7 protein-coding genes are annotated in these 15,786 nt (G+C 32.5%); 1 reads left to right on the top strand and 6 read right to left on the bottom strand.

Translation table 11 applies throughout. From position 1 onward, the window contains the following. Positions 1–62 precede the first annotated feature (62 nt). From NH341_RS00070 to NH341_RS00095, 6 genes are all read right to left on the bottom strand, one after another. The gene (locus NH341_RS00070) at positions 63–1,586 is read right to left on the bottom strand and encodes an AraC family transcriptional regulator (RefSeq protein WP_253055372.1); all 1,524 of its coding nucleotides are present in this window, start codon (positions 1,584–1,586) and stop codon (positions 63–65) included. Positions 1,587–1,759: 173 nt separating this feature from the next. Next, positions 1,760–2,329 (bottom strand): TetR/AcrR family transcriptional regulator, encoded by a 570-nt coding sequence (locus tag NH341_RS00075; protein ID WP_159612749.1) that lies wholly within the window; start codon positions 2,327–2,329, stop codon positions 1,760–1,762. 13 nt (positions 2,330–2,342) lie between these two features. Further along, entirely contained in the window at positions 2,343–3,743 is a 1,401-nt protein-coding gene (locus tag NH341_RS00080; protein WP_253055373.1) for an efflux transporter outer membrane subunit, read from the bottom strand. Positions 3,744–3,745: 2 nt separating this feature from the next. Then, a complete protein-coding gene (locus NH341_RS00085; protein ID WP_047790745.1) occupies positions 3,746–6,883 on the bottom strand; it encodes an efflux RND transporter permease subunit in 3,138 nt (1,045 codons plus the stop codon). A 15-nt stretch (positions 6,884–6,898) separates the two neighbouring features. Further along, a complete protein-coding gene (locus tag NH341_RS00090) occupies positions 6,899–8,020 on the bottom strand; it encodes an efflux RND transporter periplasmic adaptor subunit (RefSeq protein ID WP_047790746.1) in 1,122 nt (373 codons plus the stop codon). A gap of 15 nt (positions 8,021–8,035) precedes the next feature. Beyond that, complete coding sequence (locus NH341_RS00095) at positions 8,036–8,524, bottom strand: GbsR/MarR family transcriptional regulator (RefSeq protein WP_047790747.1); 489 nt, start codon at positions 8,522–8,524, stop codon at positions 8,036–8,038. 688 nt (positions 8,525–9,212) lie between these two features. On the opposite strand from NH341_RS00095, the gene NH341_RS00100 reads away from it, so the two are divergent. Further along, positions 9,213–15,782: a gliding motility-associated C-terminal domain-containing protein gene (locus NH341_RS00100; RefSeq protein ID WP_253055374.1), complete on the top strand. Its 6,570-nt coding sequence runs from the start codon at positions 9,213–9,215 to the stop codon at positions 15,780–15,782. The last annotated feature ends 4 nt before the right edge of the window (positions 15,783–15,786 follow it).

Genomic DNA, 15,786 nt, shown 5'->3' on the forward strand with positions numbered 1-15,786 from the left:
AGTAATGAGGCGCAAGATATAACCGTTGATTGTTATAGAAGTATCATTCTATAGAGTGGAACCTAATTTATTAGTTTTTTTCGATACTCTGATGGGGTATAACCTGTTTGTTCTTTAAACACACGGTTGAAAGTAGTTTTACTTTTGAAACCAGAATCGTAAGCAACAGCGAGTATTTTGTGGTCTTTGCTTGTAGATAATTGTAACATTTTCTTGGCTTCTTTAATTCGATACGAATTGATGAGTTGATAAAAATTCTTATCAAATTCAAACGAAAACACTTCAGACAAATGATGACTGCTTAGTGATAATTTTTTAGCAAAACTTGCTTGAGTTAAGTTATGGTTTAAGTATATTTTTTCTTCTTCAATTTCCTTTAATATTTTTTGTTTGTAAGAGCTTCTATCTTCTTTTGATAATGAAGAATTTTTATATTTTTCTTGGATTACTTTTACTTCTTTTGTTTGCTCTTTTATTTCTTCAATAGCACTTTCTTCTTCATTCTTTTTTATATAAATCCAAAATAACCCACCTAAACCAATCATACATAACACACTAAACCACAAGGTTGTTTTTTGTTGGTCTGAGAGTAAAGCTTCTGTATTTTCTTGTGCTGAAATAGTTTCTTCTTTTGCTTTAATTTCTGCCTTTAGCTCTTCTGTTATCGCTTTTTTTTGATTCTTAAGAAAATTTATTCGACTCTCATTATATTTCTTTTCTGTATTTAAGTAAGCTGTCGTTTTGTTTAATTTTTGATATATCATAGTCAAGTTTTCATAACATATCATTTCAATTTCTTCTATGCTTTTTTCAGAAGCTATGCTTAACGCTTGTTTTAAGTATTTTTCTGCTTCACTATAAAACTCTAGTTTTAAATTTGCGACTCCTAAATTAACTAAAAGCCATGCTTTTACCCTAGTATTTTTCTCAAAAGACTTGTATTTTGTTGCTTTGTTTGCTGTTTCAATAGATTTTTGATACGCTCCTAATTTATAATAGGAACTACTAATATGGTTTAAGGATGTTAAAATGATATTTTCATTACCTGTTTCTTCTCCTATTTCTTTTACTTGTTCTGCATATAGTAATGATTTTTCTTCTTTATTTAAAGCTGAATAACTTATCGATAATCCGTTCAACGCAGCCATTTTTATTAACTTTGGTTTTTCAGTATAGGCTGCTTGCTTTAGCACCATCTTCATGGTTTCTATACTCTTTTCATAAAGTTCTACATTATTATATATATTTCCTAAGTTAACTAACACAACAGTTTCAGCTTGTTTGCTTTCTGGTATCGTTTTAGCAATAGCTAATGCCTCTTTATACAGTGCTATACCTTCTACATATTTTGTTTGCATGTTTAAGCTTATTGCCTGGTTAACCATTGCTTTTACTTGTAATGCTTTCAGGTTATTCTTTTTAGATATATTGTATAAAGAGTCACTATAAATTTTATGAAGCTTATAATTTCCTTCTGTATAATTTTCTTGTAGTTTTTCTAAATAATTCTCTGCTTTTTTTTGAATATTTAAGAACTGTAATCCTGTTTTATCCTGGCTATAAAACAAAGTTGTAATACTAAGCAATAAATATGTAGTTATTTTTTTTAACAATTTCTGTTACTTTATTACAAAAATACGTCAAAAATACTTTTTCTTTTTCCATCTATAAATCATTTTTTCAATACAAAAAAGTGTCTTGTAGATATGATAACATACTACACGACACTTTTCATCAAAAACCACAAAAATTTATGTTCTTATTTGCTAGGCTTTAAAGAGTTTAAATTATTTATAATCATATATTCAAGTAAGACTTCTCTTGGGTAATTTTTAAATAAGTTGTCAGCATTAAACAATCTCCCTTCTAAATTACTTAGATACAATTTACTAAATAGCTCAAGATCTACATCTTTCCTTATTTCTCCGTTTACTTTAGCCTCTTCTAGTAAATTTATCACATCTTTAGATACAACATTCTTCGTTACTTCTATATAGGCATCATAGGCATTGGGATAGTATTTTTTTAATCCAAAAATAAAAGAAGGTTTAAACTTTATTACGTATTTAAAAATTACCTCATATATTTCTATTATTTTATTTAATGCTAATTTATCAGATTTTAAAATAGGTTCTATATCAATTTTAAATTCATTTATTAATTCTTTGATACTTTCAATTATCAATTCTTCTTTTGAAGAAAAGCATGCATAAATAGTTTTTTTTGAAATTCCAAGTAACTCAGCTATTTCATCCATTGTAGTATGCTTACTACCAAATGCTATAAATTTTTCTTTTGCAACATTGATAAGTTTTTCCCTATTATTCATAATCAACCCTACTTTATTTCCATCCTCCTCCTAAAGCTTTATATATATTTACTGTACTTAATAATTGATTTAATTTGTTATTTATAACGTTTATTTCTGCGTTCAAAACTCTTTCTCTTGCTGTTAATAAATCAAGATAATTTGCATACCCATTTTTTAATAACTCCTCAGAGTTAGTTTCTGCTCTTCGTAAAGCTTCAACCTCATTTTGTCTGTATTCAAATTTCTCGGTTTCAACATTATAATCGAAAAGTGCATTTGAAACCTCATTCCCTGCTGTTAACAAAGTCTTTTTGAAACTTAACAATGCTTGTTCTTGTTGTGCCTTAGCTACATCGTGCTGCGTTTTTATTTTTCTTTGATTAAAGATAGGCTGTATTAAGCCTCCTATAATATTAGCAAATAAGGAATTAGTACTTAGTAATTCATCTAAATCTAAACTCTGAAAACCACCTGTTGCAGTTAAAGTTAACGATGGATAGAAATTACTTTTAGCAACATTTGTCATTTCAAAAGCATTAATTAATCCATATTCAGCAGCCATTACATCTGGCCTGTTTCTTAACAAAATAGTAGGAACACCTAGTTTTATAGTAACATCTAACTCTTGTTGTGAAAGTTTACTTCTTTTAACAACTACTGATGTTCTTCCTAATAGCAAGTTTAAGGCATTTTCTGTTTTAAAAATAGAAGCTTCTAAATCTACCTTTAACGCTTTTGCATTGTTATATTGTGCTATATTTTGGTCTACAGCTACTTGATTAACCTGACCTGCTTCTTTTAAAGCTTTAATAGTATTTACACTACTCTCTCTGGTTTCAATAGTTTGTTCAGTAATTTCTAATTGAGCATCTAAAGCTACTAACTGATAATAGGTAGTTGCTATTGCTGAAACTAATTGAGTTTTTACTGCTTGGTGAGCAGCTACACTTTGTAAATATGCTGCTTTTCCTGCTCGTTTATTACTTCGTATTTTACCCCATATATCAGCTTCCCAAGAAAGGTTTCCTGTAATTTCATATTGATCTATACTACCATTAAAAAAAGATCCAAACTGACTGTTTTTTGCTAATTCTTGATGTGTAGCTTTTGCTCCTACACTTAAAGTAGGTAAATACCCTGCTTTACCTTGTTTCATGTAAGCTTCAGCAGCAGCCATTTGTTGTATGGCTACACGGATATCTAAGTTATTCTGAAGTCCTTCATCAATGTATTCTTTCAAATGAGCATCAGTAAACATATCTTTCCAAGACACATCTGCCATTGAGATACTGTCTTTTGGTAAATTATCTGTTCTATACAAATGTTCTGTTTCTTTTAACTCAGGTCGCACATAATCCTTCGCTACGAAACAACTTTGTAGGGTTGTAGCCATAATGACTACAACCAAAGTTTTATTTAAAATAAATTTCATAATTAATCTTCTTTAATTTCAACAACAGCTGGTTTACTTGATACTTTTTCTTGTAACCATTGGAATATTACAAATAATACAGGAATAACAAATACCCCTATTAAAGTACCAATTAATAATCCTCCTGCAGCACCGGTACCGATGGAATTATTCCCTTCAGCTCCTACTCCTTTTGCTAACACTAATGGTAATAACCCTAGAATAAAGGCAAAAGAAGTCATTAAAATAGGTCTTAAACGTACTTTTGCTCCCTCAATAGCAGCATCGTATAAGCTATTTCCTTGCTTACGACGCTGTATTGCGAACTCTACAATAAGAATCGCATTCTTAGCCAACAATCCTAGTAACATAATTAAAGCTATTTGGAAATAGATGTTATTTTCTAACCCTGCTAAATATGTTGTATAATATGCTCCTGCTACCCCAATTGGTAATGATAAAATTACTGATAGTGGTAATAGATAACTCTCGTATTGTGCTGCTAATAAGAAATACACAAACAGAATACTAATCATAAAAATAATGGTAGATTGTCCTGATGATGCTATCTCTTCTCTAGTGATTCCAGAATAAGCAACACTATATCCTTCTGGTAAATTATTTTCTGCTAAACTATTTATTTTAGTAATTGCGTCTCCTGTACTGAATCCTGGTGTGATTCCTCCATTTACTGTTACTGAATTGAACAAGTTGAAACGATTAACTGTTTGTGGTCCATATACACGTTCTAAACTAACAAATTGAGAGATTGGTGTCATTTCTCCACTTGGTGTTTTTATAAACATACTATTTAAGCTTTCTTCATTTATTCTGTCTTCAGGCAACGATTGTACGAAAACTCTAAATTGTTTTCCAAATCTACTAAAGTCAGCTGCATAATTTCCTCCAATATATCCTTGTAAAGCTGAAAGGATAGCACTTGTTGATACTCCTGCTTCTTTAGCTCTTTCTACATTTATATCTAGTTCTAACTGAGGGAATCCAGTGTCAAAAGAGTTAGAAGCAAACGCTATTTCTGGTTGTTGATTTAACAAACCAACAAATTGTTTGGCTGTTGCATCCATTTCTGTTAATGGTTTGGCTGCACGATCTAGTAATCTCATTTCAAAACCGTCTGCACTACCAAAACCCGGTACACTTGGTGGGGTAAAGAAAATAATGTTTGCATCTGGTATCATAGCTGCTTTACCAAAAAGTTGACCTACTATACTTTTAACTGATTCAGCATCACTTTCTCTTTCACTCCAATCTTCCAGAATAATAAAGCCCATTGCGTACGAACTTCCTTCTCCTGAGAAAAAGTTTCTTCCACTAATAAACGATGCCCCTTTGATTCCTTCTATTTCTTTAATACTTTCATATAACTTTTCTGTTACTTTATACGATCTGTCTAAAGAAGAACCTGCAGGTAATTCAGCATTCATAAAGACTACACCTCTATCTTCCGAAGGTACAAATCCTGTAGGTATCGTATTACTTGCCCATACAATAGCCAAAACACTTAACCCTAAAATACCTGCTGTTACCCATTTGTGCTTTACTAAAAACCCTAAAGATTTAGTATATTTATTAGTTACCGCATTAAATCCTGCATTAAATGCATCATAAAATCGCTGTAATAGTCCTTTTTTCTTGTGAGTATCGTTATGTGGTTTTAATAGTAATGCGCTTAAAGCTGGTGTTAGTGTTAGTGCGTTTACTGCTGAAATTAAAATAGCAACCATTAGTGTTACCCCAAATTGCTCATAGAATACTCCTGATGGACCTTGTATAAACGTAATTGGTACAAAAACCGCCACCATTACTAACGTAATAGACACAATAGCCCCACTGATTTCACTCATCGCTGAAATTGATGCTTTTTTTGCACTTTCTGCTCCATCTTCCAGTTTAGCATGCACCGCCTCTACTACTACAATAGCATCATCTACCACGATTCCAATTGCTAAAATTAAAGCGAATAGGGTTAATAAGTTGATAGAATACCCAAATAGATTTAAGAAAAAGAAGGTACCAATAATTGATACTGGAACCGCTATTGCGGGTATTAAGGTAGACTTAAAATCTTGTAAGAAGATAAATACTACTACAAACACTAATAAAAAGGCTTCTATTAAAGTACTTTTTACTTTGTTTACAGATGCTGTTAAGAATTTATTGGTATCATAATTAATAATGTAATCTAATCCTTCAGGAAAATCTTTCTTTAAATCTTCTAGTTTTACATAGATGTTTTCAATAATTTCTTGTGCATTAGATCCAGGTGTTTGAAAAACACCAAAGTTAAGTGCTGGATTCCCGTTTGTACGTGATAATGACGAATATGAAAATGCATCTAGCTCTACTTTTGCTACATCTTTAACACGTAAAAACTGCCCATTCCCTAGAGCTTTTACAACAACGTTTTCGTATTCTTTTGCAGTTTTATATCGTCCTTTATATTTAATTACATATTCAAAAGATTCTCCTGAGTTTTGTCCTAAAGACCCAGCTGCTGCCTCTAAACTTTGTTCATTAATCGCTGCAATTACTTCTCTAGGTTCTAACTTATAAGATGCCATTTTTGCTGGGTCTAACCACACTCGCATCGAATAGTCTTTTGCCCCAAACACGTTTACTGCTCCTACCCCTGATACACGTTGTAATTCTGGTTTTACGTTTATATTTAAGTAATTTTGAATAAAAACATCATCATACTCAGGATTTGTAGAGTAAACTGCAGCATATAATAATGCTGAGTTTTGTTGTTTTGCTGTAATAACTCCTGCTCTTGTTACCTCAGAAGGTAATAACGCATTGGCTCTAGCAACTCTGTTTTGTACGTTTACAGCTGCAATATCTGGATCATATCCCTGTTCAAAGAAAACTTGAATACTTGCTGTACCTGTATTACTTGCAGTAGAAGTCATGTAGGTCATTCCTTCTACTCCGTTTATTTGTTCTTCTATAGGAACAATAACACTTTCTAAAATTGTTTCGGCACTAGCTCCTGGATAAGAAGCAGTAACCTGCACCGTTGGTGGTGCAATATCTGGATATTGCGTTACCGGTAATTGTGTTAATGACAGTACTCCTAATATTACTATAATAATAGAAATTACTGTAGAGAGTACCGGACGCTCTATAAATTTTTGTAACATAACTGGTTTTATTAATTATTTAAATACCGTATCGAATGAATTTACTATGCTATCTAAAGGCGTAGGAATAGGTTTTATTTTTGCTCCAGATCGAACTTTATTTAAGCCTTTAGCTAAGATTGTTTGTTCTGTTGTTAACCCTGATTTTACTACATAAAGCTTTCCTATTTGGGCTTCAACTTCAATAGTTTTTTCTGCCAAAGAATCATTATTTACGATATAAACATATACCTTACCTTGACGCTCAAATGTAGATTCTGATGGTATAACCAACGCATCATTATGCTCTTGAGGTATTAAAATTGTACCACTACTTCCATTACGTAGCAAACCTGCTTTATTATCAAATTTTGCTCTAAAACTGATAGTTCCTGTTTGCTGATTTATATCACCAGCAATGGTTTCAATGGCTCCTGTTTGCTCATACTCTTTACCATTAGCTAATAATAATTTTACTGGTGGTAACTTTTTTATTTTCTCATCCATTGTCTCTCCTTCAGCGGAAGAGATAAAGTTTAAAAACTCTTTTTCATTCATAGAAAAATATGCATATACATTTTTTATAGAAGCTACTTTTGTAAGTGGCATTGCACTTTGTGCACTTACCAAAGCACCTTTTCTATAATTAATTGAACCTACAAACCCGTTTACAGGACTTTTTATATTTGCGTAGTTAATATTAGCTATAACACTATTATATGTACTTTTAGCCTGTGCCAAATTAGCTTTTGCCGTTTCTAATTGTACTGGACTAATAATATTTTTTTCTACTAATGGTTTTAGCTTATTAACTTCTACTTGTGCTGTGTTTACAACTGCTTTTGCCGCTTCAGCATCTTGACTTAATGATTGCGTTTCTAACTTAAACAACAATTGTCCTTGTTTAACCTTTTGACCTTCTTTTACCAAAACGTTTTTTACATATCCAGAAACTTTAGGTCTTATTTCACTATTTACTTCTCCTTCAATAGTTACAGGATATTGTTGGTAATTTGTTATTGATTTTTTTGCAACCTTTACTACTGGAAAAGGTAGCGTTGGCATTTGTTGTTGTTTTTGTTGTTGTTTTTCACAACTTGTAAAAAATAATGCAACAATGCTAAGAATAGCAATACCGTATATGTGTTGATATTTCATTTTATGTATATATAGTTATTGTTTGTGGTTTATAATTTTTTCTTTTAATTTAGTTACAGACGCAATTGCTCCATCTAAAAACTCAATAAAACTATCGTGGAAATCAAGATCAAATCTATCTTCTTCTTTTAGAGTTTTGTTAATGTCTTCTTTGTATTCTTTAACTTCTATGTGTAGTTCTTTTTCTCCTTCCCACTCTTCTATCATATTACTTATTCCTTTTAGCATTGTATCGCTATTTAGAATAAAGTATTTTTTTCTATCACCTGTTTTTGTAAAGTAACTCACTTGTTTTAAACCTTGTAAATGATTAAGATGTGTTGAAATTGTGCTTTTACTAGCACAAAGACCAGATACTAAATCTTCAAAGGTTGCTCCTTGTTTTCCTGTTAAAATAATATGTGAAAGTATTCTTGCTGCAACTGGGGCTAACTGTTCTTTTTTTTCTAAAAAAATTCCCAATTTCTCTACCAATTCACATTTTTTCTTTTCTACTTGATTCATCTCCATAAAAAATTTGCCATGCAAAAATAACCTCAGTTCGGAACAAACCGAACTAATCGAAGTTAAAAAAATGTTAATACATTCTTAATACACTTTCCTTTATTCTATCATCTCTATTTTCAAAGCTTACAAAAGCTACTAACAAGCTCTTTTTCTTTTGTTTATAATATTTTTTTCACTATCTTCACAAAAGATCTAAAAGAAATTTATTATAATGTAATTAAAAGTTATAATTTTTTCTCCCCTTAAAGTTAAAATACTGTTGACTGTTAATAATGCATTATTAACTGTTGTAAACTAGGTAAGCTTTTTTAAGTTTTACTGAGAATATGTTTAAGCTATTTTTAATTTAAGTCTCTCGTGTTATGATTATTTATTTTTTTTCTTATTCAAAAGGTTAGCTATAATTAAACTATTAGTTTTTCCTTAATCCGTATTCCACATACTGCTATACTAATAATTAACTATACAGTTACTTTTAAGATTTTCATTAACCTGAAATTCATAAGTAATTATTATTTAGAATTATTAATAGCTCTGTAAAAAGAAACCTGAATTACTATTTGTTGTATTAGTAAATAAAAACTAAACATGTTTACTAAACTACAAATCGCATAATACTATCCTTGCTTACCAACCACTAATTAAAGCTTGATAGTTATTTATAACACCTAACTAATCAACTATTATGAAAAGAATTACTCTAACGTATTTACTCTTACTAAAAAATTATAAAAGATTCAAATTTGTTGAATTAATATTATTGCTCTTAGTATTATCCTCTTTTGTCAAAAAAGAAAATTCGAGTAATAATAATATTAATTATTCTCCTCCTATTACTGTTCCCTGTAATACCGATGCTCCTGTTGCTATCTCTTCATCTAGTTTCACTGATTTAACTGTAACTGAAAATACTAGTGGACTTTGTTTATTGGGTTGCGGTATTTCAAACCTCAACAATTTGACAGACACAAATCTTTCAAACTACACTACTATTTCTACACTTTTAGGTTTAGGTGTAACTCATACAATAACAGTAACAGATAATACCACGGATGAATTTTTTGAAGGAGGAAGCTATGCCGGTTTTTTAATAGAAAATGGCTCTGTTGCTCAAATAGATTTACTAGGAGCTATTACCATAAGAACCTACCTAAACGGTGTTCCTCAAGAAACTAATTCAGGAGCTTCGTTAGTAACACTTGGTAGTTCTCTATTAAATAATGATCAATTCTACGCGGGGTTTTACACTACTTTAGACTACGATAGCATTGAAGTTTCAATAGCTAGTTTAGCAGGTATTGCTTCTAGTACTAATATTTATTATCCGGTTACTAATAGTTTTTGTGTTGGCCCTAATTTAGAACCCAATACTCCTACTTTGATTAATAAACCTGATTTTCCTGCTCGTGTAGTTGACGAACATACTGGAATGGGAGGTGTTTTAAATGTTGGTAGCGTAACCAATACTAATGCTGCGGTAGACTCTAATAGCAACTCATACGCTAGTATTGATTTTACTTTAGGTGTTATAGCTACTGGAAGTATTTCTATAAAAGATGAGCTGACAAATTATCCTGCACAAACGTATGTAGGCTTTGACATTGAAAATGCTTCTGTTTTAAATCTTGAACTACTTGATGAAATTACCATAACAACTTATTTAGATGGTGTTCAACAGGAAGTAAAAACAGGTAGCTCTGAATTATTATCGGTAGACAGTGGTTTATTATTTACTGGTACTGAACGCTCTCAAGTAGGTTTTGTTACTTCATTACCTTTTGATGAAGCTCAATTATCCATTCAACAAACTCTTACTTTAGACTTAGGGAGTACTCGAGTTTATGGTCTTATATTAGAAACTTTTAGCGAAGGGAATTTAAACTGTGATACTGCTACTTTATTAAACAATCCTTCTCAACCTGTAATAATTAATAACACAAACACTGGTGTAAACGGAGTAGCTTGTGTAGCTTGTGAAGTAGATAACGCAACAAATGTTATTAGCGAAAGTGAATCTGACTTTGCTATGATAAATGTAACTGCTGGTGTTGCAAGTACAGCTTCTATTTCAGTTGAAAATGTTCTAAGTAACTTTCCTTCTGGAAGCGCTGCTGGTTTTGTTATTAGGGATACAAATGACCTTTTACAATTAGATTTATTAAATTCTATAACCATAACAACTTATTTAGATGGTTCAGTACAAGAAACACAATCTGGAAACAATTTATTAGCTCTCGAAGCATTAGGTTTAATAAATATAACTCCTTCTACAACTAATGGTTTTTATTTGGTTGGCTTTTCTACTTCACTTGAATATGATGAAATTCAACTTACAGTTAGTTCACTCGCTGCTACTATTAACAGCATTGAGGTTTATGGTAGTTATGTAGACAATTCCATAAAAATATCAGGTAACACAATAAAAGAAACTTCTATCGGAGCTTCAGATGGGAATATTTCTTTATCCGTATCTGGAGGAACACCTCCTTACACTTATCTATGGAGCCCCGGAGGCCAAACATCTTCCTCTATTTCTGGATTAACTCAAGGAAGCTATAATGTAACAGTAACAGATGCTAGCGGATGTCAATCAACAGCAGAGTATATTATTTATACAGACGGAGTACAATACCCTGTTCCCTGTAATACAGAAAATCCTGTAGCAGTAACAAATGATAATTTTACAGATTTAACAGTAGATGAAAACACTTCTGGACTCTGTGTAGTAGGTTGTGGCATTTCAGATGCTAGCAACATTATAGACACAGATCCTTCTAACTTTGCTTCTGTATCAACACTTATTGGTCTTGGAGTAACACATACATTAACTGTAACTGACAATACAGCTAGCGAGTTTATCGAATCGGGTGGTTATGCAGGTTTCTTAATAGAAAACACTTCCATTCTTCAAGCCGATCTTTTAAATGCTATTACAATAACAACCTATCTTGATGGTGTACAACAAGAAACTAACACAAGTACTTCTTTACTTGCTTTAGACAGTCCTATTTTAGGTCAAGATCAATTTTATGTCGGCTTTTACACCTCTATGAATTATGATGCTGTTGAAATCTCTATTTCAAGTTTAGCAGGAGTTGCTTCAACAACTAATGTTTATGCTGCTGTAACAAATAGATTTTGTGAAGGTCCTGAATTAGCCTGTAACACCGCTACACAACTAACTAAGCCAAACTTTCCTGTAAGAGCTGTAGAGGAACACACAGGAACTGGAGGACTTTTAACACTAGGAAGTGTTAACAACACAAATAATGCTATCGATTCTGATACTTCAAACTATGCTTCTATAAATTTATTAGCAGGTGTTGCAGGCACAGCTACTATAGCCTATAAAAATGAAATTACCGATTACACCGCAAATACTTTTGCTGGTTTTGATATTGAAAATACTACACTTTTAAACACTCAATTGTTTGATGCTATAACCATTTCAACTTATTTAAACGGAACACTTGTTGAATCTAAAACAGGCACAACCGAATTGCTCCCAATTTATTCTGGTTTATTATTAACGGGAAGTGAATCTGTACGATTAGGGTTTATTACTACCGCTCCTTTTGATGAAGTACAACTTTCTATGACACAAACTCTTTCTTTAAACCTAGGTAGTACCAGAATTTACGGAATGGTACTTCAATCTTTCTGCCCAGGAATAATTAATTGTGATGAACCTTACGTAATATCAAATCCTAGTAGTTCGGTTATTATTAACAACGAAAATACAGGAACCGACGGTGTTGCTTGTATCGCTTGTGAAGTTGATAATGCTGTAAATGTTATATCTGAAGACAATTCTGATTATGCTCTTATAAACATTGTAGCTGGTGTAGCAGGAAATGCTTCTATTTCAGTTCAAGATGTACTTGTTGATTACCCTGCTGGTACACAAGCAGGTTTTATAATTAGAGATACAAACGACTTACTTCAGGCAGATTTATTGAACACACTCACAATTACAACTTATCTTGATGGCGTTCAACAAGAGCAACAAACAGCAAATAATCTGTTAGCCCTTGAAGCTCTTGGGTTAGTTAATATTACTCCTACTAGTACAGATAGCTTTTACGTTGTAGCTTTTGATACTAGCACTAGTTTTGACGAAATTCAATTAACAGTAAACTCATTAGTTGCCGCTGTAAATTCAATTGAAGTTTACGGTGGATATATAGATGCTACTAACTCAACCTTTTGCCAACAAGCAGGCATTGCTTTATTAAAACAAGGTATTTTTAATGACACAGACAGTGACGGATGCGCAAATCCAGGTGAAACAATTACATATACGTATACCGTAACCAATACTGGTAATGTAAGTATTACAAACGTTGAATTAACAGACCCTATTTCTCCATCTCCTTTAACATTAGAGTCTGGTGATACTGATGGCGATAACGAACTAGATGTTGATGAAACATGGATATACTCATTAGACTATATTATCACTCAAAACGATATTGACAATGGCTCTGTTACTGGTCAAGCCACTGTAACAGGAGTAAGTACAGGAGGAACTAACGTAAGCGACTTGTCTGATGACGACAGTACTCTGGAAGACGACCCTACAGTAACCAATTTATGTCAAAATGAAGGTATTGCACTTATTAAGCAAGGAACCATTAATGATGAAAATGGTGACGGTTGTAGCGATAACGGAGAAACAATAACTTTTACCCTTTCTGTTATAAATACAGGAAACACAACACTAAACTCAATAGTTGTAACCGACCCTTTACTTACAGTTTCTTACAGCTCAGGAGATACTGACTCTGACAATGAGTTAGATGTTGATGAAATTTGGATATATACAGGTTCTTATATTGTTACTCCGCTAGATATTACAAACACTTTTGTACAAAATCAAGCTACAGTGCAAGCTAGTACTGTTTCTGGAGGTACAGTTAGTGATCAATCTGATGACAATAGTATCCTGGAAGATGATATCACTACGATTGATTTATGTCAAGCACCAGACATTGCTATTGTTAAAACAGCCACTTTTAATGATGAAAACTCAGATGGTTGTAGCAATGTCGGAGAAACAATAACCTACACAATGACGGTTACAAATCAAGGTAATACTGGTTTAATTAATGTAACTGTAAATGATCCTTTATTAGGCGGACCTGTTACACTAAATTCAGGAGACCTGAACACAAACAACACACTTGATGTAGGTGAAATATGGATTTATACAGCTGATTATGCCATAACTCAAACCAATATTGATAATGGGTCAATTACGAATCAAGCTACCGCAAGCGGAGAGTCATCGCAAGCTGTCGTTGTTACAGACTTATCTGATAATGATAGTGTGCTTGAAGACGACCCAACACAAACTACAGTGTGTCAATCCGATAGTATTGCACTTATTAAGACAGCTACTTTTAATGACGAAAACACAGATGGATGTAGCGATATCGGAGAAACCATTACCTATAGTTTTACCCTTACAAACACAGGAAACACTACTATTACCAATGTAGTTCTTACTGATCCAATGCTTGGTGGTACAATTACTCTTGCCTCAGGCGATACCGATAGTGACAACCAACTTGACATTAATGAAACTTGGAGTTATACTGCCAATTACACAATTACTCAAGCAAATATTGATAATGGTTCAGTGACCAATCAAGCAACAGTTACGGGTACAAGTATTAGCGGCAACAATGTAAGCGACTTATCTGATAATGATAGTATACTTGAAGATGATCAAACTCAAACCAACTTATGTCAGTCTGATGGAATTGCCCTAATTAAAACTGCCACTTTCAATGATGAAGATACCGATGGATGTAGTGATGTAGGAGAAACAATAACCTATAATTTCACTCTTACAAACACAGGAAATACTACCATTACCAACGTAGTTCTTACTGATCCAATGCTTGGTGGTACAATTACTCTTGCCTCAGGTGATACCGATAGTGACAACCAACTTGACATTAATGAAACTTGGAGTTATTCTGCTAATTACACAATTACTCAAGCAAATATTGATAACGGATCTGTTAGTAATCAAGCAACAGTTACAGGTACGAGTATTAGTGGTAACAATGTAAGTGATTTATCTGATGACAATAGTACTCTTGAAGATGACCAAACACAAACCAATCTATGTCAGTCTGATGGAATTGCCTTAATTAAAACTGCTACTTTCAATGATGAAGACACTGATGGTTGTAGCGATGTAGGAGAAACAATAACTTATAATTTCACTCTTACAAACACAGGAAACACTACTATTACAAATGTGATCCTAACTGACCCAATGTTAGGCGGGACAATTACCCTTGCCTCAGGTGATATCAATAGCAACAACCAACTTGATATAAATGAAACATGGAGTTATTCTGCTAGTTACACTATTACACAATCTGATATTGATAATGGTTCAGTTAGTAATCAAGCAACTGTTACAGGTACAAGTATTAGTGGTAACAATGTAAGTGATTTATCTGATGACAATAGTATTCTTGAAGACGATCAAACCCAAACTACATTGTGTCAACCTAATAACAGTATTTCTCTTGAAAAAGTAAGCACCTTTAATGATGCTAATGGAAATGGATATGCTAATGTTGGAGAAACCATAACATATAGTTTTATCATATACAATACTGGAGATTCAGTTTTATATAATATTACTTTACAAGATAACTTACCTGGAATTACAATTAACGGTAGCACCATTCCTCAACTATTGCCTGGCGAAGTTGATAGTACAACCTTTACTGCTATTTATGTTATAACTGAACAAGACTTAACAAACGAGTCTGTTACCAATCAAGCATTGGTTACAGCTGAAGACTCTTCAGGAGGTTCTGTAACTGATACTTCTGACGATCCAAACAACTTAGACGATATTGATATTGATAATGATGGTGATCCAGATGACCCTACAATAACAGACCTACCCGTCGAAGAAATTCCTTTTGAAATTTTTAATGCTGTTTCTCCAGATGAAGACGGGGCTAATGATTTCTTCCGCATTAATGGTATTGAAAATTATCCTAACAATAATTTAAAAGTTTTTAATAGATGGGGTGTTTTAGTTTATCAAACTGATGCTTATGGAATTAACGGAAATTTATTTAGAGGAATCTCTGAAGGACGTACAACAGTTAGTAAAGATCAAAAACTACCCACAGGTACCTATTTCTATATACTAACACGATGGAACTCCGATCAAGAAGCCATGACTGATAAAGGATATTTATATCTAAAAAGAAACTAAAAAC

Source organism: Tenacibaculum sp. XPcli2-G (assembly GCF_024124505.1).
Classification (GTDB): domain Bacteria; phylum Bacteroidota; class Bacteroidia; order Flavobacteriales; family Flavobacteriaceae; genus Polaribacter; species Polaribacter mesophilus.

Excerpts from the sequence above, each read along its gene's own strand:
- NH341_RS00075 (WP_159612749.1), bottom strand. The coding sequence starts at position 2,329 with ATGAATAATAGGGAAAAACTTATCAATGTTGCAAAAGAAAAATTTATA.
- NH341_RS00080 (WP_253055373.1), bottom strand. The coding sequence starts at position 3,743 with ATGAAATTTATTTTAAATAAAACTTTGGTTGTAGTCATTATGGCTACA.
- NH341_RS00085 (WP_047790745.1), bottom strand. The coding sequence starts at position 6,883 with ATGTTACAAAAATTTATAGAGCGTCCGGTACTCTCTACAGTAATTTCT.
- NH341_RS00090 (WP_047790746.1), bottom strand. The coding sequence starts at position 8,020 with ATGAAATATCAACACATATACGGTATTGCTATTCTTAGCATTGTTGCA.
- NH341_RS00095 (WP_047790747.1), bottom strand. The coding sequence starts at position 8,524 with ATGAATCAAGTAGAAAAGAAAAAATGTGAATTGGTAGAGAAATTGGGA.
- NH341_RS00100 (WP_253055374.1), top strand. The coding sequence starts at position 9,213 with ATGAAAAGAATTACTCTAACGTATTTACTCTTACTAAAAAATTATAAA.